Consider the following 18,493-nt stretch of genomic DNA (forward strand, 5'->3'; position numbering starts at 1 on the left):
TCAGCCCCCTGGTCCGCCGCTTTGCCGCCTCGCCGCAGAAGGGCCCGATGCACGCGATGTACTCGCTCCTGTTCCGCCTGATCTTCAAACGCCTCGACCCCGAGCAGGCCCACCATCTCGCCTTCGGGTGGATCCGCCGCGCCGCCCGCGTGCCCGTCCTGCGCACCTTCGTCGCCGCGCTCCTCGCACCCCGGTACCGGGAACTGCGCACCGAGGCCCTCGGCCGCCGGATGCACGGTCCCTTCGGGCTCGCCGCGGGCTTCGACAAAGACGCGATCGGCATCGACGGCCTGAGCATGCTCGGCTTCGACCATGTCGAGATCGGCACCGTCACCGCCCAGCCGCAGCCCGGCAACCCGCGGCAGCGGCTGTTCCGCCTGGTCGAGGACCGGGCGCTCATCAACCGCATGGGCTTCAACAACGAGGGCTCCGCCGCGGTGGCCGAGCGCCTGGCCGCCCGCACGGCGGTCTTCCCGACGACCGTCGGCGTCAACATCGGCAAGACCAAGGTCGTCGCCGAGGACGAGGCGGTCGCGGACTACGTGACGTCGACGGAGCGCCTGGCCCGGCACGCCGACTACCTGGTCGTCAACGTCTCGTCGCCCAACACCCCCGGACTGCGGAATCTCCAGGCCGTCGACCACCTGCGGCCGCTGCTCACCGCCGTGCGCGAGGCCGCCGACCGCACCGTGCCCGACCGCCGGGTCCCGCTGCTCGTCAAGATCGCGCCCGACCTCGCGGACGAGGACGTGGACGCCGTCGCCGACCTCGCCCTCGAACTCGGTCTGGACGGCATCATCGCCACCAACACCACCATCGCCCGCGACGGGCTCGGCCTGCGTTCCGACCCCTCCCTGGTCAAGGAGACGGGCGGGCTGTCCGGCGCTCCGCTGGGAGCCCGCTCCCTGGAGGTGCTGCGCCGCCTGTACGCCCGGGTCGGCGACCGGATCACGCTGGTGGGGGTCGGCGGCGTCGAGACCGCCGACGACGTCTGGCGGCGCATCCTCGCCGGGGCGACCCTGGTCCAGGGCTACAGCGCCTTCGTCTACCAGGGCCCCTTCTGGTGCCGCGCGATCCACCGCGGCCTGGCGACCCGCCTCGAGGAAAGCCCCTACGCCACCCTTGCCGACGCCGTCGGCGCCGACACCCGGAAGGCAGTCGCCCCGTGATGAGCCCCGAGCCCTTCGGCGCACGCCTGCGCCGCGCCATGGACACCCGCGGCCCGCTCTGCGTCGGGATCGACCCGCACTCCTCCCTGCTCACCGACTGGGGCCTGGGCGACGACGTCGCGGGCCTGGAGCGCTTCACCCGCACCGTCGTGGAGGCCCTCGCCGACCGCGTGGCGGTGCTGAAGCCGCAGAGCGCCTTCTTCGAGCGCTTCGGCTCGCGCGGCATCGCCGTCCTGGAGCGGGCGGTCGCCGACGCCCGCGCCGCGGGCGCCCTGGTGCTGATGGACGCCAAGCGCGGTGACATCGGCTCGACCATGGACGCGTACGCCGCCACCTACCTCGACCCGGCGTCCCCGCTCTTCTCCGACGCCGTCACCGTCAGCCCCTACCTGGGCTTCGGCTCCCTGCGTCCGGCTCTGGACGCGGCCCGCGCGAGCGGCAGCGGGGTTTTCGTCCTGGCGCTGACCTCGAACCCGGAGGGCGCGGAGGTGCAGCGGTCAACCGCGCAGGACGGCAGGTCGCTCGCACAGGTGATGCTGGACCACATCGCCGCCGAGAACGCGGGCGCCGCGCCCCTCGGCTCCGTCGGCGCGGTCGTCGGCGCCACCTTGGACCGGGCCGGCGTCGAACTGGCCGTGAACGGCCCTCTCCTCGCCCCCGGAATCGGCGCCCAGGGGGCCACGGCCCAGGACCTGCCGAGGGTGTTCGGCGACGCGGTGCGCAACGTCGTACCCAGCGTGAGCCGGGGCGTTCTGCGGCACGGACCGTCCGTCTCCGCGCTGCGTGATGCGGCCCGGCAGCAGGCCGCAGAACTCGCCGAAGCCGTCAAGTAGAAGTCAAGACGTCCGGAAACCTGCTCAGATTTGTCCGGAAAGTCCTGGTCGGCTGACGCTGACCAGGACTTTTCTTCTTGTTTGCGCTGACTGTGAGCGTTCGGGCCGCTAGTCTCCGACGAGAGCGCGCAAGGTGCGCGTTTCACGTTGCCCCTGCAGGTAGGGGGCAGCTAGGTTCCACACCGATCCGTATCCGACAGATCTACTTCCGAGGTGACGTAGGCGTGGCTCTTCCGCCCCTTACCCCTGAACAGCGCGCTGCCGCGCTCGAGAAGGCCGCCGCGGCTCGCCGGGAGCGCGCCGAGGTCAAGAATCGGCTCAAGCATTCCGGCGCCTCGCTGCACGAGGTCATCAAGCAGGGACAGGAGAACGCCGTCATCGGCAAGATGAAGGTCTCCGCCCTCCTGGAGTCCCTGCCCGGCGTGGGCAAGGTCCGCGCCAAGCAGATCATGGAGCGGCTCGGCATCTCCGAGAGCCGCCGGGTCCGTGGGCTCGGGTCCAACCAGATCGCCTCCCTGGAGCGCGAGTTCGGCAGCCCCGCTGTCTGACGTTCCCAGCACCCCCCGGGAACCGGGATAATCGCTCTATGAGTGAACGTCCGCGGCTGACCGTGCTCTCCGGCCCCTCGGGGGTCGGCAAGAGCACGGTCGTCGCTCATATGCGCACAGTCCACCCCGAGGTCTGGCTCTCGGTCTCGGCCACCACCCGCAGGCCGCGGCCCGGGGAGGAGCACGGGGTGCACTACTTCTTCGTCGACAGTGACGAGTTCGACAAGCTCGTCGCCAACGGCGAACTGCTGGAGTGGGCCGAATTCGCCGGCAACCGGTACGGCACCCCGCGCCAAGCCGTCCTGGAGCGACTGGACGCCGGCGAGCCGGTCCTGCTCGAGATCGACCTGCAGGGCGCGCGCCAGGTCCGGGAGTCGATGCCCGACGCCCAGTTGATCTTCCTCGCACCGCCGACCTGGGACGAGCTGGTCCGCCGGCTCACCGGCCGCGGCACCGAGCCGCCGGAGGTCATCGAGCGCCGTCTCGAGGCCGCCCGGGTCGAGCTGGCGGCCGAGACGGAGTTCGACACCACCCTGGTCAACACGTCCGTCGAGGACGTCGCGCGCGAGCTGCTAGCCTTGATGACCGTAGACTGATCTTTTGTGGCCTTTTCCGGACGCGACCGGGAGCCGACCAGGAGTACGGCCCCCGGACCCGCCCGGCCACAGCAGGTCGTCGACGTTCATCCAGTCCATCCAATCGGAAGGTAGAGCGTGTCCTCTTCCATCTCCACGCCCGAGGGCATCATCAACCCGCCGATCGACGAGCTGCTCGAGGCCACTGACTCGAAGTACAGCCTCGTGATCTACGCGGCCAAGCGCGCCCGCCAGATCAACGCGTACTACTCGCAGCTGGGCGAGGGCCTGCTCGAGTACGTCGGCCCCCTCGTGGACACCCACGTGCACGAGAAGCCGCTGTCGATCGCGCTGCGCGAGATCAACGCGGGTCTGCTGACCTCCGAGGCCATCGAGGGCCCGGCTCAGTAGTACGACCCAGGCGTGCATCACAGGGCCCGGCGGCCGAGCCGCCGGGCCCGTGGTGTGTCATGGGCGGGTACGCACACGGGTCCACACAGCGCGGGAGAGACGATGGGGAAGCCACAGGTCGTCCTGGGCGTGAGCGGCGGGATCGCCGCCTACAAGGCGTGCGAGCTGCTGCGCCGGTTCACCGAGTCCGGCCACGAGGTACGGGTCGTGCCCACCGCCTCGGCGCTGCACTTCGTCGGCGAGGCCACCTGGTCCGCGCTGTCCGGCCACCCTGTCTCGACGGAGGTCTGGGAGTCCGTCCACGAGGTGCCGCACGTGCGCATCGGGCAGGGCGCCGACCTGGTCGTGGTCGCCCCCGCCACTGCCGATGTGCTGGCCAAGGCGGCCCATGGGCTCGCCGACGACCTGCTGACGAACACGCTGCTGACCGCGCGCTGCCCCGTGGTGTTCGCGGCCGCCATGCACACCGAGATGTGGGAGCACGCGGCCACCCAGGAGAACGTGGCCACGCTCCGCCGCCGCGGCGCGATCGTGATCGAACCCGCCGTCGGGCGGCTCACCGGCGCCGACACCGGCAAGGGCCGGCTGCCCGAGCCCGCCGAGATCTTCGAGGCCTGCCGCCGGGTGCTGCTGCGCGGCCCCCGCGCCCTGGCGGCCGACCTGGCCGGACGCCACGTCGTGGTCAGCGCCGGCGGCACCCGCGAGCCGCTGGACCCCGTCCGCTACCTGGGCAACCGCTCCTCCGGCAAGCAGGGCTACGCCCTGGCCCGCACGGCCGTCGCGCGAGGGGCCCGGGTCACCCTGATCGCCGCCAACACCGCGCTCGCCGACCCGGCCGGCGTCGACGTGGTGCGGGTGGGCACCGCCGTACAACTGCGCGAGGCCGTGCTGAAGGCCGCCGCCGACGCCGACGCGGTGGTCATGGCGGCAGCCGTCGCCGACTTCCGTCCGGCCCACTATGCCGAGGGCAAGATCAAGAAGAAGGACGGCGAGGAGCCCGCACCGGTCGAGCTGGTGCGCAACCCCGATGTGCTCGCCGAGCTCTCCGCCGATCGGCCCAACGCCCGGCAGGTCGTCGTGGGCTTCGCCGCCGAGACCGACGACGTGCTCGCCAACGGCCGCGCCAAACTCGCGCGCAAGGGTTGCGATCTGCTCGTCGTCAACGAGGTCGGCGACCACAAGGCTTTCGGGACCGAGGAGAACGAGGCCGTGATTCTCGGCGCCGACGGCAGTGAGACCCTGGTGCCGCACGGCCCCAAGGAGGCCCTGTCCGAGCAGGTCTGGGACCTGATCGCCGGGCGTCTTGCCTGATCCTCGCCCCGGCCGCGGTACGACACTCCGTGTCGTGCGAGCGCGCTACTGGCGTTCGGGCCCGGGGTGATGGACAGTGTTGCAGGTCACGGCCTTCCCAACCTACGAGATGCCGTGTCCGTCTTCGTGGTACGAACGATAAACTGACTCCTGGCCCTGCCGGGCGCAGCCCCGCGCGAGCCACCCATGATCAGCCAGCAGCCGCTGCAACCCCAGGGAGCGATGTGTCCCGCCGCCTGTTCACCTCCGAGTCCGTGACCGAGGGCCACCCCGACAAGATCGCTGACCAGATCAGCGACACGATCCTCGACGCACTGCTCAAGGAGGACCCCACCTCCCGCGTCGCCGTCGAGACGTTGATCACCACCGGCCTGGTGCACGTCGCCGGAGAGGTCACCACCAAGGGCTACGCGGACATCGCGACCCTGGTGCGCAACAAGATCCTCGACATCGGCTACGACTCCTCGAAGAAGGGCTTCGACGGCGCCTCCTGCGGCGTCTCGGTGTCCATCGGCGCGCAGTCCCCGGACATCGCCCAGGGCGTCGACACGGCGTACGAGAGCCGCGTGGAGGGCTCCCGCGGGGATGTGGACGAGCTCGACAAGCAGGGCGCCGGCGACCAGGGCCTGATGTTCGGCTACGCGTGCGACGAGACCCCCGAGCTGATGCCGCTCCCGATCACGCTCGCGCACCGGCTCTCCCGGCGCCTGACCGAGGTCCGCAAGAACGGGACCATCCCCTACCTGCGTCCCGACGGCAAGACCCAGGTCACCATCGAGTACAACGGCGACAAGGCCGTGCGCCTGGACACCGTCGTCGTCTCCTCGCAGCACGCCAGCGACATCGACCTGGACTCGCTGCTCGCGCCCGACATCCGCGAGTTCGTCGTGGAGCCGGAGCTCAGGGCGCTCCTGGACGACGGCATCAAGATCGACACCGAGGGCTACCGCCTGCTGGTCAACCCGACCGGACGCTTCGAGATCGGCGGCCCGATGGGCGACGCCGGACTCACCGGCCGCAAGATCATCATCGACACGTACGGCGGCATGGCCCGCCACGGTGGCGGCGCGTTCTCCGGCAAGGACCCGTCCAAGGTCGACCGCAGCGCCGCCTACGCGATGCGCTGGGTCGCCAAGAACGTCGTCGCCGCCGGCCTCGCCTCGCGTTGCGAGGTCCAGGTCGCGTACGCGATCGGCAAGGCGGAGCCCGTCGGCCTCTTCGTCGAGACCTTCGGCACCCACACCGTGGAACCCGAGCGGATCGAGCAGGCCATCGGCCAGGTCTTCGACCTGCGCCCCGCCGCGATCATCCGCGACCTCGACCTGCTGCGCCCGATCTACGCCCAGACCGCGGCGTACGGGCACTTCGGCCGCGCCCTCCCCGACTTCACCTGGGAGCGCACCGACCGTGTCGAGGCACTGCGCGAGACCGTCGGCCTGTAGGACCACAGCGCACAGGGCATCGGGGACGGCCCCGGACCGCACGGTCCGGGGCCGTCCCCGTTTCGTCCCCGTCCCCTTTGCGGCGACCGCCGCCGGGCAGCGGGGGCGCCGCGCTGTCCGAGCCGTCTGGTAACACTGAGGCTGTGAGCAGCGAGGACCACCACGACACACCCCCGGCGGACGAGCCGCAGGGGGGAGAGCAGCTCGCGCTCATCCGGGAGACGGTGCGCAAGGCCAAGGAGCCCCGGGCCAAGCCGCGTACCTGGCGGGGGGCCGCGCTGGCCGAGGGGCTGCCGGTGGCCCGGGTCCTGGTCGACAAGGGGCTGCTCCATCTCGACCAGTACTTCGACTACGCCGTGCCCGCCGCGATGGACGCCGAGGCCCGGCCCGGCGTCCGGGTGCGCGTCCGCTTCGGCGCGCGCGTGGTCAAGGGCCGCCGCGAAGGCGGGGAACTGCACGACGGCTTCATCGTCGACCGGCTGGCCGAGAGCGACTACCGGGGGCCGCTCGCGCCGCTCGCCCAGGTGCTGTCCCCGGAGGAGGTGCTGACCCCCGGGCTGCTGCGGCTGTGCCGGTCGGTCGCCGACCGCTACGCGGGAGCGCTCGCCGACGTCGTCCAGCTCGCGGTGCCGCCGCGGCGGGCGAAGGCCGAGGCCGAACCGGCCCGTGAGCCGCTGCCCGCGCCCGCGCCGGTGGACTCCGGACCGTGGCGGCGGTACGCCACCGGCTCCGCCTTCCTGCAGGCACTGGCCCGCGGCGACACGCCCCGGGCGGTGTGGACGGCGCTCCCGGGACCGGCCTGGCCCGAGGAGATCGCCCGCGCCATGGCGGCGACCCTGGCCTCCGCGCGCGGCGCGCTGACGGTCGTCCCGGACGGCCGTGCCGCCGCCCGGATCGACACCGCGCTGACCGCGCTGCTCGGCGAGGGACACCATGTGCTGCTCACCGCGGACGCCGGGCCCGAGGAGCGCTACCGCCGCTGGCTCGCGGTGAGCCGGGGGAGCGTCCGCGCCGTCGTGGGCACCCGGGCGGCCATGTTCGCGCCGGTGGCGGACCTCGGGCTGACCGTACTGTGGGACGACGGCGACTCCAGCCACGCCGAACCGCACGCGCCGCAGCCGCACGCCCGCGACGTTCTGCTGCAGCGGGCCACCGAGGAAGGGGCCGGATTCCTGCTCGGCGGCCTCACCTGCACCGTCGAGGGTGCCCAGCTCGTCGACAGCCAGTGGGCGTTGCCCATCACGGCGGCGCGCGAACGCGTCCGGGCCACGGCTCCGCTGGTGCGCACCGTCGGCGATGGCGACGAGGCGCGGGACGCCGCGGCGCGCGCGGCCCGCCTGCCGAGCGTGGCGTGGCAGGTCACCCGCGAGGCCCTCCGGCACGGGCCGGTGCTCGTGCAGGTGCCGCGGCGCGGCTATGTGCCCCGGCTGGCCTGCGAGCGCTGCCGGGAGCCCGCGCGCTGCGCGCAGTGTGCCGGGCCGCTCCAGCTCGGCGACGGCGACAGCGCGCCGCACTGCGGCTGGTGCGGACGGCCCGAGGCCGCCTGGCACTGCAAGGAGTGCGGCGGCTTCCGGCTGCGTGCCCAGGTGGTGGGCGTCCGCCGCACCGCCGACGAACTCGGCCGCGCCTTCGCCAAGGTGCCCGTACGGACCTCGGGTCGCGACGGGGTTCTCGCCTCGGTGCCCGAGACGCCCTCGCTGGTGATCTCGACGCCCGGCGCCGAGCCGGTCGCCGACGGCGGTTACGCGGCCGCGCTGCTGCTCGACGGCTGGGCCCTGCTCAACCGGCCGGATCTGCGTGCAGGGGAGGAGACCCTGCGCCGCTGGGCGCACGCCGCCGCCCTGGTGCGACCGGCCGGCGAGGGCGGCACCGTCGTGGTCATGGCGGAGCCGACGCTCCGTCCGGTGCAGGCCCTCGTGCGATGGGACCCGGTCGGTCATGCCGTGCGGGAGCTGGCGGAACGCGCAGAACTGGGCTTCCCCCCGGTCTCCCGGATGGCCTCGGTGAGCGGGCGGCCAAATGCCGTCGCGGACCTGCTGAACACCGTCAGCCTCCCGGAGGGCACCGACATCCTGGGGCCGGTGCCGTTGCCCGTGGTCGACCCCGCGCGTCCGCGCCGCAGTGGTGACACCCCGCCCGGTGAGCGGTGGGACCGCGTGCTGCTGCGGGTACGTCCCGGGACCGGGGCGGCGCTCGCCGCCGCGCTCAAGGCCGCGCAGACCGCGCGCATCGCCCGCAAGGAGGCCGACCCGGTCCGGGTGCGCATCGACCCGCCCGACATCGGCTGAGACCCGGGCCCGGGGGGCGGGCTCCGCGCGCAAGGGGCGCGGACACGCTTCCGCCCCGGCGTCCGGCCTGTCGAGGCGCGGTGGGCGGCGGGGCGGCAAAGCGTGTGAGGGCAGGGGGAGCGAGGAGTCAGCCGGTGCGGGGAGCGGGGACCACGCCGGGGATGCCCTCGTCGCGGGGCGCGGGGGCGGGCATGGCACGGGCCGCGGGGATGGTCGGTGCGGGGAGCGTCGGTGCGGGGACCGATGCGACGGTCGGTGCGGGGGAGTCGGGCTCGTCGATCGCCTCCACCGACGACGCTGCGGCCGCACGCCGGGTGCCGTAGCGGCGGTGCACGGCCTGCTTGGTCACGCCCAGCGCGGAGCCGACGGCGTCCCAGGAGAATCCCAGGGAGCGGTCGAACTCGACGGCCGCGGTCACCAGGGTCTCGACGCTGTCCCGCAGTTCCTGGGCGAGCCGCACGGTGGGGGCGGGCGCCCGTCCGTAGACGACGAATCCGGCGGACGGGCCGCTGCGCCGGGGGCGATAGACATTGCCCAACTGGGTGGTGAGGGTGCGCAGCGCGTCGACCTGTCGGCGGACCCGCTCGATGTCCCGCACCAGCAGGTGAAGGCTCGCCCTGGCCTGGGCGTCGTGAGTTGCGTGTTCGGGCATCAACTGGCCTCTCGAGCCGGCTCGTGTCGGTCAATCTCCTTTGACATCAACGCGCCAGCCGCCCGGGGAGTCACGCAGAAGGGGCGCATCCCGCTTGCCAGGGGGCGCGTGAAGCTGTGCGCGCCCCCACCTCGTCGGCCCATAGACTGGTGCGGTTGCCCACCCGCCGACCACCACGGAGCCCGCCGCGTGTCCATCCAGCCGATCCGCATCTTCGGCGACCCCGTGCTGCGCGTGAAGGCGCAGCCCGTGACCGTGTTCGACAAAGAGCTGCGCACCCTCGTCAAGGACCTCGAGGAGACGATGCGCGACGCCCCCGGCGCCGGCCTGGCGGCCCCTCAGATCGGCGTGTCGCTGCGGGTGTTCACCTACCACGTCGACGGCGAGGTCGGCCACCTGGTCAACCCCGACCTGAGCCTGAGCGATGAGGAGCAGGACGGCCCCGAGGGCTGCCTCTCGCTGCCCGGACTGCGCTTCGACACCAAGCGCGCGCACGGCGTCGTGGCCCGAGGCTTCACCATGTACGGCGACCCCATCACCCTCGAGGGCACCCAGTTGCTGGCGCGCTGCATCCAGCACGAGACCGACCACCTCGACGGAATCATCTTCATCGACCGGCTCGATCCCGAGCAGCGCAAGGCCGCCATGAAGGCGATACGCGAAGCGGAGTGGGCCGGGCAGCCCGAGCCCCAGGTCCGCGTCTCGCCGCACAGCACCTTCGGCCGCGCTCTGTAGAGCCGCGTTCTGTAGAAAGGCACCGCACCCGCATGAGGCTCGTCTTCGCCGGCACCCCCGAGGTAGCCGTTCCCGCTCTCGACGCCCTGATCGCCTCCGGCCGGCACGAGGTCGCCGCCGTCGTCACGCGGCCCGACGCCGTCGCCGGCCGCGGGCGCAAGCTCGTCGCCAGCCCGGTCGCCCAGCGGGCGGAAGAGGCCGGGATCGAGGTGCTCAAGCCCGCGCGGCCCCGGGACGAGGACTTCCTGGCGCGGCTGCGCGAGATCGCGCCCGACTGCTGCCCGGTCGTCGCCTACGGCGCCCTGCTGCCCCGCGTGGCTCTTGACGTGCCCGCCCGGGGGTGGGTCAACCTGCACTTCTCCCTGCTGCCCGCCTGGCGCGGCGCGGCGCCCGTCCAGCACGCGGTGATGGCCGGCGACGAGGTCACCGGCGCGTCCACCTTCCTCATCGAGGAGGGACTGGACTCGGGCCCTGTCTACGGCGTCGTCACCGAGGACGTGCGGTCCCGGGACACCAGCGGCGACCTGCTCACCCGGCTCGCCCACAGCGGGGCGAAGCTGCTGGCGGCCACCATGGACGGCATCGAGGACGGTTCGCTGGTCGCCCGCCCGCAGCCCGCGGAGGGGATCACGACGGCACCCAAGATCACCGTCGAGGACGCCCGGATCGACTGGAAGGCGCCCGCGCTGCGGGTGGACCGCCTGGTCCGCGGCTGCACCCCGGCCCCCGGCGCCTGGACCCTCTTCGCCGGCGAGCGGCTGAAGATCGGCCCCGTGACCCTCCTCCCCGAGCACGCCGGCCTCGCGCCCGGCGAGCTGGAGGTCACCAAGCGGGCGGTCCTCGTCGGCACCGGCAGCCACGCCGTGGAGCTGGGCGAGGTGCGCCCCCAGGGCAAGAAGCCGATGGCAGCCGCCGACTGGGCGCGCGGCGTCCGCGTTCCCTCCGGGGAGCGGCTGGGCGCGTAACCGCGTGTCCCACGTACGCTCGGAACCGGGGCACGACGCCCCGCCGTACCACCGACCTTCCCGGAGCACCTTTCACGTGAGCGAACCGTCACGCCGCCGATCCCAGCCCGCCGCCCGCCAGGGCCGCTCGCAGGGCGGGCCGCCACAAGGCGGCCGGCCCTACCGCAAGCCGCAGCGCGACCCCGTACGCATCCTGGCCTTCGAGGCACTGCGGGCCGTCGACGAGCGCGACGCGTACGCCAATCTCGTCCTCCCCTCGCTGTTGCGCGAGGCCGAGGCCGAGGCGGCGCGCAAGGGCAGGGAGTTCGACCGGCGGGACGCCGCGCTGGCCACCGAGCTGGTCTACGGAACGCTGCGCCGCCGGGGCACCTACGACGCCGTGATCGCGGCCTGTGTGGACCGCCCGCTGCGCGAGGTGGACCCGCCGGTGCTGGACGTGCTCTCCCTCGGCGCCCACCAGCTGCTGGGCACCCGCATCCCGACGCACGCCGCCGTCTCCGCGACGGTGGAGCTGGCCCGGGTCGTGCTGGGCGACGGGCGGTCGAAGTTCGTCAACGCCGTTCTGCGCCGCATCGCCGCGCGGGATCTGGACGCGTGGCTGGACGAGGTCGCCCCGCCCTACGACGAGGACCCGGAGGACCACCTCGCCGTCGTCCACTCGCACCCGCGGTGGATCGTCTCCGCCCTGTGGGACGCCCTCGGCGGCGGCCGCGCCGGCATGGAGGAACTGCTCGCGGCGGACAACGAGCGCCCGGAGGTCACGCTGGTCGCCCGGCCGGGCCGCGTCACGCCCCAGGAGCTGGCCGACGCGCTCCCCGCGGACGCCACCGAGCCCGGTCGCTGGTCGCCGTACGCCGTCCGCCTGGCCGAGGGCGGCGACCCGGCGGCCGTCGAGGCGGTCCGCGAGGGCCGGGCCGGGGTGCAGGACGAGGGCAGTCAGCTCGTCGCCGCCGCCCTGGCCGCGGCGCCGCTCGGGGACGGCCCGGACCGGCTGTGGCTGGACGGCTGCGCGGGTCCCGGCGGCAAGGCGGCGCTCCTCGCCGCGCTCGCGGCGCAGCGCGGGGCGGCCCTGGTGGCCTCGGAGAAGCAGTTGCACCGCGCCCGTCTCGTCGCCCGCACCCTGGCAGGAAATCCGGGGCCCTACGGGGTGATCGTCGCCGACGGCACCCGTCCGGCATGGCAGCCGGGGGCCTTCGACCGCGTCCTGGTCGACGTGCCCTGCACGGGCCTGGGGGCTCTCCGTCGCAGGCCGGAGGCCCGCTGGCGGCGCCGTGCCGAGGACCTTGCGGGCTTCGCCCCGTTGCAGCGCGGGCTGCTGGAGTCGGCGCTGCGCGCGGTGCGCGTCGGCGGTGTGGTCGGCTACGCCACCTGCTCGCCGCATCCGGCGGAGACCCGGGCCGTCGTCGAGGACGTGCTGGGCGCCCCCGGCGCCGTCCCCGTCGAGTGGGTCGACGCACGGCCGCTGATGGCCGGTGTGGCGGACCTCGGCGACGGCCCCGACGTCCAGCTGTGGCCGCATCTGCACGGCACGGACGCGATGTACCTTGCGCTCCTGCGACGCACCGGCTGAGCGCGGGGAACGTGCCCGCCGGGTGCCCCGCTTCTAGACTGGGCCTGGTCGAAATGTCCTCGATGAGAGGTTTGGGCATCATGTCGAAGCGCGGAAACAAGAGGCGCGCCCGGAAGAAGAAGGGCGCCAACCACGGCAAGCGTCCCAACACGTGAGGCCCGGGCGCATCGCCGCCCGGCCCACCGGGGACGTCCCGTCCCGGCCGTGACCGCCCGCGTCGCCGCGCGGGCGGTCACGGCCGTTCCGGGCCCGTGCGACCGGCCCGTGCGACCGGCCCGCGCGGGCCATGCGTTCCGCGCGGCCCGCACTCCGTGTCGCCGTGGCCGCCCACGCGGCGCCGGGGCGAGGTGATGTGACGGAGCGTTCCCTGAGGGGAGCCCACGACGGCGCCGGAGGCGCCGTGCCGTACGGGCCCGGAGTTTTCCACAGGCGCGGTGCCCGGGTGCGCGGCCGGGGCGCCCCCACCGCCATACTGGGACCATGGCCGTGCAGATCAACCCCAGCATCCTCTCCGCCGACTTCGCCCGGCTGGCCGACGAAGCCCGTGCGGTCGAGGGAGCCGACTGGCTCCATGTCGACGTGATGGACAATCACTTCGTCCCCAACCTCACGCTCGGTGTGCCGGTCGTCGAGTCGCTGCGCAAGGCGACGGAGACCCCGCTCGACTGCCATCTGATGATCGAGGACCCGGACCGCTGGGCTCCGGCCTACGTCGAGGCGGGCGCCGGCTCCGTCACCTTCCATGTCGAAGCCGCCGCGGCCCCCGTACGCCTCGCCCGCGAGATCCGCGCCATGGGCGCCCGGGCGTCGATGGCGCTCAAGCCCGCCACCCCGGTCGAGCCCTACGAGGACCTGCTGCCCGAGCTCGACATGCTGCTGATCATGACCGTGGAGCCGGGTTTCGGCGGTCAGGCCTTCCTCGACATCATGCTCCCCAAGATCCGCCGGACCCGTCAGCTGATCGACCGGCACGGCCTGGAGCTGTGGCTCCAGGTGGACGGCGGCGTGTCCGCGTCCACGATCGAGCGCTGCGCGGAGGCCGGCGCCGATGTCTTCGTCGCCGGTTCCGCGGTCTACGGAGCGGAGGATCCGGCCGAGGCCGTACGCGCGCTGCGCAAGCAGGCAGCGGCCGCCTGCGCGCACTGACCACTCCTTGGTCGGCGTGCTCCAGTACCCGGTAGTACGTGCGAGGATGAGCGCGGAGCCGATCAGATGGGCAACTGGGGAGAGAACGTGACCACAGGCCGCACAGGGGTGCGCATGGGCCCTGGCGAGATGGTCCAGGCGGCCGCGATGGCACGCCGCTTCTACTTGGAGGGGAAGTCCAAGATCCAGATCGCCGAGGAGTTCGGCGTGAGCCGTTTCAAGGTGGCCCGTGTCCTGGAGACCGCCCTCGAACGCGATCTGGTGCGCATCGAGATCAGGGTCCCCGCCGAGCTCGACGCCGAGCGCTCCGACGCCCTGCGCGCCCGTTACGGCCTGCGGCACGCGGTCGTCGTCGAATCCCCCGCCGACGAGACCGACGGCCCCGACCCGGAGAACCTGGGCGCGGTCGCCGCGCAGCTGCTCGGTGAACTGGTCAGCGAGGGCGACGTGCTCGGCCTCGCCTGGGGCCGCTCCATCATCACCATGGCCAACGCCCTCGACCGGCTCCCGCCCTGCACGGTCGTCCAGCTGACCGGCGTGTACGACGCGGGCACCGCCGACCGCGGGTCCGTCGAGGCGGTGCGCACCGCCGCGGCCGTCTCCGGGGGCGAGGCCCACCCCATGTACGCCCCCATGGTGCTGGCCGACCCGGCCACCGCCGCCGCCCTGCGTGCCCAGAGCGGCATCGCGGCCGCCATGAGCTACTTCGACAAGGTCACCGTGGCCGTCGTCTCCATCGGGTCGTGGGCGGCCGGCATCTCCACGGTGCACGACGCACTCACCGACGCCGAGCGCGAGCACTACGCGTCGCTGGGCGTGGCCGCCGAGATGTCCTCGCACCTCTTCGACACCGAGGGCCGCCTCGTCGGACGCGACCTCGGGGAACGCTGCATCACCATCGAGGCGGACCGGCTGCGCCGCATCCCCGAGGTGCTGGCGATCGCCGGCGGGCGGCGCAAGGCGCTCGCCGTGGACGCGGTCCTCCGCTCCGGTCTGGTCACCAGCATCGTCACCGACACGTCGGCGGCCGACTACCTGCTGGAGTCCACCGCGTCCTTGCCCCGCCCGGCGCTGGACCGCGCCGACCCCGCCGGCCTGTAGACGCCCGGCGGTTCACGCCCCCGGCAGGTTCTCGGGAGCGTCCGCCATGCAGTCGAGCCACTCGGTCAGCAGTGAGCGTTCGCCCGCCGTCAAAGCCGTGGTGCCCGGATCGCGCAGCGCTTCGCGCAGTGCGCCGGCCCGGCTCGCCACGGCGCGGCAACTGACCACCTCGGGCCTGGAGAGCGTGGCGGAGACCACGCAGATGATCGTCAGCGAACTGGTCACCAACGCGGCGGTCCACACGCCCGGTCCGGTCCGGCCGCGCCTGATCCGCCCCCAGGTCCTGGCCGTGGAGGTCGGCGACCGCGACAACAACGTCCCGCGTATCCGCCGTGCCGGTGTCAGCGGCGAGGGCGGTCGCGGCCTCAGCCTCGTCGCCCGGCTGGGCCGCCGCTGGGGGACCCGGCTGGCGCCGGAGGGCAAGCTCGTGTGGGTGGAGCAGGAACTCCCGCTCTCCGCCAGCCGGGAACGGCACGACGGGACGCACTGAGCCCGCGAAGGGCCGCGCGGCGCGGGCCCTTCCGCGCGGCCAACCCGGCCCGTCCCGGTGGTCCCACGGCGCCCGCCGGCCCCGTGTTTTGGAGGAACATCCAAATAACCCTCCTGAGCACCGGACTTTCGTCCGTGGCCGCGAGCGCCCAGGCCATGCAAAAATCAAGTACGTGCGTTTCCTCAATGATGTAAAGCCTCCGTACGACCTGACGTACGACGACGTGTTCATGGTCCCCAGCCGCTCCGCGGTGGGTTCCCGCCAGGGCGTCGACCTCTCCGCTCCCGACGGCACCGGCACCACCATCCCCTTGGTGGTCGCCAACATGACCGCCATCGCCGGCCGCCGCATGGCCGAGACCGTCGCCCGCCGCGGGGGTCTCGTCGTCATTCCGCAGGACATCCCGATCGACGTGGTCACCGAGGTGATCGGCTGGGTCAAGCAGCGCCACCTCGTGCTCGACACGCCCATCTCCCTGGGACGGCACGCCACCGTCGCCGACGCGCTGGCCCTGCTGCCCAAGCGCGCGCACGGCGCCGCCGTCGTCGTGGAGGACGGCCGCCCGGTCGGCGTCGTCACCGAGCACGACCTGACGGGCGTCGACCGCTTCACCCAGGTGTCCGTGGTCATGTCCAAGGACCTCCTGCTGCTGCCCGCGGACATCGACCCGCGCGAGGCCTTCAACCGCCTGGAGGAGGCCAACCGCAAGCTGGCCCCCGCCGTCGGCGCGGACGGAAGGCTCGAAGGTGTCATCACCCGCAAGGGCGCCCTGCGCGCCACCCTCTACACGCCCGCCACCGACGCGCAGGGCAGACTGCGCGTCGCGGCCGCCGTCGGCATCAACGGTGACGTGGCGGGCAGGGCCAAGCTGCTGCTCGACGCGGGTGTCGACACCCTTGTCGTGGACACCGCGCACGGCCACCAGGAGACGATGCTCCAGGCCGTCAGGGCCGTCCGGGCGCTCGACCCGCAGGTGCCGGTCGTGGCCGGCAACGTGGTCTCCGCCGAGGGCGTGCGCGATCTGATCGAGGCCGGTGCCGACATCGTCAAGGTCGGCGTGGGCCCCGGTGCCATGTGCACCACCCGCATGATGACCGGTGTGGGCCGCCCGCAGTTCTCCGCGGTGCTGGAGTGTGCCGCCGAGGCCGCGAAGCACGGCAAGCACGTCTGGGCCGACGGGGGAGTGCGCCACCCGCGCGACGTGGCCATGGCGCTGGCCGCCGGCGCGTCCAATGTCATGGTGGGGTCCTGGTTCGCAGGCACCTACGAGTCGCCGGGGGACCTCCAGCAGACCGCCGACGGGCGGTTCTACAAGGAGAGCTTCGGCATGGCCTCTGCCCGCGCCGTGGCCAACCGGACCAGCGAGGACTCCGCGTACGACCGGGCCCGCAAGGCGCTGTTCGAGGAGGGCATCTCCACCTCGCGGATGTTTCTCGACCCGGTCCGCCCCGGTGTCGAGGACCTGATCGACTCGATCATCGCGGGCGTCCGCAGCTCCTGCACCTACGCGGGCGCCGCCGGCCTCGCCGAGTTCGCCGAGAAGGCCGTCGTCGGCATCCAGAGCGCGGCCGGCTACGCCGAGGGCAAGCCCCTGCACGCCAGCTGGCAGTGACCGGCTCCGCTGCCCCGCTCCCCCCTCGCCCCGGTGCGCGGGGGGAGCGGGGAGCGGCGCATGGGGACGCCGCTCCGCGGCACGACCGGGCGCGGTGATCGAGCCGCGCGGAGCGTGCCCGGGGCGCTCCGCGGTGGCGGGCGATCGGGCTCGTACTCTGTTCCCGGTACGGCATGCGCCGTTCCCAGCTCGCTCGCGAAGAGAAGTGACCCACCCCCCGTGCGCCTGAACGAACTCGACGAACGCATCGTCCACGCCCTCGCCGAGGACGCCCGCCGCTCGTACACCGACATCGGCAGCGTGGTCGGCCTCTCCGCCCCCGCCGTCAAGCGCCGGGTGGACCGTCTGCTGGCCGAGGGCGCCATCACCGGATTCACCGTCCGGGTCGAGCCCTCGGCGCTGGGCTGGGAGACCGAGGCCTTCGTCGAGCTCTACTGCCGCCACAACACCTCGCCGGAGGACATCCGGCGCGGCCTGTCGCGCTACCCGGAGGTGGCCTCCGCCTCGACCGTCACCGGCGAGGCGGACGCCGTCGTGCAGATCTACGCCTCCGATGTGCGCCACTTCGAACGCGTCCTGGAGCGGATCGCGGGCGAGCCCTTTGTGGAGCGCACCAAGTCGGTCCTGGTGCTCTCGCCGCTGCTGCGGCGCTACACCTCGGGCTCGCCGGCCTAGCCCGGCAGGTCCCCACGCAACGAATCGCCGGAAAGACGCACAAGAGCGCAACGTTTCGACGGTTGGTGCGCAACGGACGCGTCTTGTCGCCGCGGTGGGCGGAATCGTACGGTCGAGTAAGACCCAGAACTGGCACCCCACCAGGCGAAAGAGGCTCCATGGCGCCGCTGCGCACCGCGCTGTACCAAGGCCCGAGCGGCGTCCCCTCATCCGTCGACGACAGTGTGGCCGCGCTCGACGCGGCCGCGCGCCGGGCCGCCGCCGCGGGGGCCCGCCTGCTCGTCACCTCCGAGATGTTCGCGACCGGCTACGCCATCGGCGAGGCGATCCCGTCCCTCGCCGAGGCCGCCGACGGCCCCACGGCCGCCCGCATCGCGCGCATCGCTGCCGGGCACGGCCTGGGCATCGTCTACGGGTACCCCGAGCGCGACGGCGACGATGTCTTCAACGCCGCCCAGCTGATCGGCCCGGACGGCGCACGCCTGGCCAACTACCGCAAGACGCATCTCTTCGGTGACTTCGAGCGCACCTGGTTCACCCCCGGCGACGAGGCCGTCGTCCAGGCCGAACTCGACGGGTCCCGGATCGGCATCCTGATCTGCTACGACGTCGAGTTCCCGGAGAACGTGCGGGCCCACGCCCTGGCCGGCACCGACCTGCTCGCCGTGCCGACCGCCCTCATGCGGCCGTACGAGTTCGTCGCCCAGACCCTCGTGCCGGCCCGTGCCTACGAGAGCCAGCTGCACGTGGCCTACGCCAACCGCTGCGGGCCCGAGGGCGAGTTCGACTTCGCCGGGCTCAGCTGCCTCGCCGGTCCCGACGGCGCGGTGCGCGCCCGGGCCGGCGCCGGGGAGGAACTGGTCGTCGCCGACGCCGACCCCGCCGTCCTGCGCGCCGTCCGCGAGGAGACGCCCTACCTCGCCGACCGCCGCCCCGAGCTGTACCGCTCGCTGGGCTGAACCCCGCCCCG

At 73.2% G+C, this 18,493-nt stretch carries 20 protein-coding genes; 18 read left to right on the forward strand and 2 right to left on the reverse strand.

Annotated features, from left to right (window positions below):
- Positions 1 to 56: 56 nt before the first annotated feature.
- From RV983_RS29665 to RV983_RS29700, 8 genes are all read left to right on the forward strand, one after another.
- Complete coding sequence (locus RV983_RS29665; protein ID WP_475990500.1) at positions 57 to 1,169, forward strand: quinone-dependent dihydroorotate dehydrogenase; 1,113 nt, start codon at positions 57 to 59, stop codon at positions 1,167 to 1,169.
- The gene (pyrF, locus tag RV983_RS29670; protein ID WP_475988771.1) at positions 1,169 to 2,002 is read left to right on the forward strand and encodes an orotidine-5'-phosphate decarboxylase; all 834 of its coding nucleotides are present in this window, start codon (positions 1,169 to 1,171) and stop codon (positions 2,000 to 2,002) included. Before RV983_RS29665 ends, pyrF begins: the two co-directional genes overlap by 1 nt.
- Before the next feature lie 224 nt (positions 2,003 to 2,226).
- Entirely contained in the window at positions 2,227 to 2,550 is a 324-nt protein-coding gene (locus RV983_RS29675) for an integration host factor (protein WP_475988772.1), read from the forward strand.
- 38 nt (positions 2,551 to 2,588) lie between these two features.
- Positions 2,589 to 3,146: a guanylate kinase gene (gmk, locus tag RV983_RS29680; protein WP_475988773.1), complete on the forward strand. Its 558-nt coding sequence runs from the start codon at positions 2,589 to 2,591 to the stop codon at positions 3,144 to 3,146.
- 117 nt (positions 3,147 to 3,263) lie between these two features.
- Positions 3,264 to 3,536: a DNA-directed RNA polymerase subunit omega gene (gene rpoZ, locus RV983_RS29685; RefSeq protein WP_028814064.1), complete on the forward strand. Its 273-nt coding sequence runs from the start codon at positions 3,264 to 3,266 to the stop codon at positions 3,534 to 3,536.
- A gap of 102 nt (positions 3,537 to 3,638) precedes the next feature.
- On the forward strand, positions 3,639 to 4,847 hold the full coding sequence (gene coaBC / locus RV983_RS29690) for a bifunctional phosphopantothenoylcysteine decarboxylase/phosphopantothenate--cysteine ligase CoaBC (protein ID WP_475988774.1): 1,209 nt from the start codon (positions 3,639 to 3,641) through the stop codon (positions 4,845 to 4,847).
- A gap of 224 nt (positions 4,848 to 5,071) precedes the next feature.
- Positions 5,072 to 6,289: a methionine adenosyltransferase gene (gene metK, locus RV983_RS29695; RefSeq protein ID WP_475988775.1), complete on the forward strand. Its 1,218-nt coding sequence runs from the start codon at positions 5,072 to 5,074 to the stop codon at positions 6,287 to 6,289.
- A 143-nt stretch (positions 6,290 to 6,432) separates the two neighbouring features.
- Positions 6,433 to 8,577, forward strand: coding sequence for a primosomal protein N' (locus RV983_RS29700; protein WP_475988776.1), 2,145 nt, complete (start codon positions 6,433 to 6,435; stop codon positions 8,575 to 8,577).
- Between the two features lie 127 nt (positions 8,578 to 8,704).
- Here RV983_RS29700 and RV983_RS29705 read toward each other — a convergent pair whose 3' ends face one another.
- Complete coding sequence (locus RV983_RS29705; RefSeq protein WP_475988777.1) at positions 8,705 to 9,229, reverse strand: hypothetical protein; 525 nt, start codon at positions 9,227 to 9,229, stop codon at positions 8,705 to 8,707.
- Positions 9,230 to 9,418: 189 nt separating this feature from the next.
- Here RV983_RS29705 and def point away from each other — a divergent pair, with 189 nt between their 5' ends.
- From def to RV983_RS29735, 6 genes are all read left to right on the forward strand, one after another.
- Complete coding sequence (def, locus tag RV983_RS29710) at positions 9,419 to 9,964, forward strand: peptide deformylase (protein ID WP_475988778.1); 546 nt, start codon at positions 9,419 to 9,421, stop codon at positions 9,962 to 9,964.
- A gap of 32 nt (positions 9,965 to 9,996) precedes the next feature.
- Positions 9,997 to 10,929 carry a methionyl-tRNA formyltransferase gene (gene fmt / locus RV983_RS29715; protein ID WP_475988779.1) on the forward strand — a complete coding sequence of 311 codons (933 nt, stop codon included), beginning with the start codon at positions 9,997 to 9,999 and terminating at the stop codon, positions 10,927 to 10,929.
- Between the two features lie 76 nt (positions 10,930 to 11,005).
- Positions 11,006 to 12,499: an RsmB/NOP family class I SAM-dependent RNA methyltransferase gene (locus RV983_RS29720; RefSeq protein WP_475988780.1), complete on the forward strand. Its 1,494-nt coding sequence runs from the start codon at positions 11,006 to 11,008 to the stop codon at positions 12,497 to 12,499.
- A gap of 80 nt (positions 12,500 to 12,579) precedes the next feature.
- Entirely contained in the window at positions 12,580 to 12,654 is a 75-nt protein-coding gene (locus tag RV983_RS29725; RefSeq protein WP_372460710.1) for a 50S ribosomal protein bL37, read from the forward strand.
- Between the two features lie 325 nt (positions 12,655 to 12,979).
- A complete protein-coding gene (gene rpe / locus RV983_RS29730) occupies positions 12,980 to 13,645 on the forward strand; it encodes a ribulose-phosphate 3-epimerase (protein ID WP_475988781.1) in 666 nt (221 codons plus the stop codon).
- 66 nt (positions 13,646 to 13,711) lie between these two features.
- Positions 13,712 to 14,746: a sugar-binding transcriptional regulator gene (locus tag RV983_RS29735; protein WP_475988782.1), complete on the forward strand. Its 1,035-nt coding sequence runs from the start codon at positions 13,712 to 13,714 to the stop codon at positions 14,744 to 14,746.
- A gap of 12 nt (positions 14,747 to 14,758) precedes the next feature.
- Here the strand turns inward: RV983_RS29735 and RV983_RS29740 are convergent, their stop codons facing one another.
- A complete protein-coding gene (locus tag RV983_RS29740; protein ID WP_475988783.1) occupies positions 14,759 to 14,944 on the reverse strand; it encodes a hypothetical protein in 186 nt (61 codons plus the stop codon).
- Here RV983_RS29740 and RV983_RS29745 point away from each other — a divergent pair.
- The 4 genes from RV983_RS29745 to RV983_RS29760 all read left to right on the forward strand — a co-directional run bounded on the left by RV983_RS29745 (position 14,931) and on the right by RV983_RS29760 (position 18,482).
- Positions 14,931 to 15,236 carry an ATP-binding protein gene (locus RV983_RS29745; RefSeq protein WP_475988784.1) on the forward strand — a complete coding sequence of 102 codons (306 nt, stop codon included), beginning with the start codon at positions 14,931 to 14,933 and terminating at the stop codon, positions 15,234 to 15,236. The two genes, RV983_RS29740 and RV983_RS29745, sit on opposite strands and share 14 nt — an antisense overlap.
- A 163-nt stretch (positions 15,237 to 15,399) precedes the next feature.
- The gene (locus RV983_RS29750) at positions 15,400 to 16,848 is read left to right on the forward strand and encodes a GuaB1 family IMP dehydrogenase-related protein (protein WP_475990501.1); all 1,449 of its coding nucleotides are present in this window, start codon (positions 15,400 to 15,402) and stop codon (positions 16,846 to 16,848) included.
- 219 nt (positions 16,849 to 17,067) lie between these two features.
- Entirely contained in the window at positions 17,068 to 17,523 is a 456-nt protein-coding gene (locus RV983_RS29755; protein WP_475988785.1) for an Lrp/AsnC family transcriptional regulator, read from the forward strand.
- Positions 17,524 to 17,681: 158 nt separating this feature from the next.
- A complete protein-coding gene (locus RV983_RS29760) occupies positions 17,682 to 18,482 on the forward strand; it encodes a carbon-nitrogen hydrolase family protein (RefSeq protein ID WP_475988786.1) in 801 nt (266 codons plus the stop codon).
- Positions 18,483 to 18,493 lie beyond the last annotated feature (11 nt).

Source organism: Streptomyces sp. RLA123, assembly GCF_056270165.1.

Excerpts from the sequence above, each read along its gene's own strand:
- RV983_RS29665 (WP_475990500.1), top strand. The coding sequence starts at position 57 with ATGTACTCGCTCCTGTTCCGCCTGATCTTCAAACGCCTCGACCCCGAG.
- pyrF (WP_475988771.1), top strand. The coding sequence starts at position 1,169 with ATGAGCCCCGAGCCCTTCGGCGCACGCCTGCGCCGCGCCATGGACACC.
- gmk (WP_475988773.1), top strand. The coding sequence starts at position 2,589 with ATGAGTGAACGTCCGCGGCTGACCGTGCTCTCCGGCCCCTCGGGGGTC.
- coaBC (WP_475988774.1), top strand. The coding sequence starts at position 3,639 with ATGGGGAAGCCACAGGTCGTCCTGGGCGTGAGCGGCGGGATCGCCGCC.
- RV983_RS29705 (WP_475988777.1), bottom strand. The coding sequence starts at position 9,229 with ATGCCCGAACACGCAACTCACGACGCCCAGGCCAGGGCGAGCCTTCAC.
- fmt (WP_475988779.1), top strand. The coding sequence starts at position 9,997 with ATGAGGCTCGTCTTCGCCGGCACCCCCGAGGTAGCCGTTCCCGCTCTC.
- rpe (WP_475988781.1), top strand. The coding sequence starts at position 12,980 with ATGGCCGTGCAGATCAACCCCAGCATCCTCTCCGCCGACTTCGCCCGG.
- RV983_RS29735 (WP_475988782.1), top strand. The coding sequence starts at position 13,712 with ATGGGCAACTGGGGAGAGAACGTGACCACAGGCCGCACAGGGGTGCGC.
- RV983_RS29760 (WP_475988786.1), top strand. The coding sequence starts at position 17,682 with ATGGCGCCGCTGCGCACCGCGCTGTACCAAGGCCCGAGCGGCGTCCCC.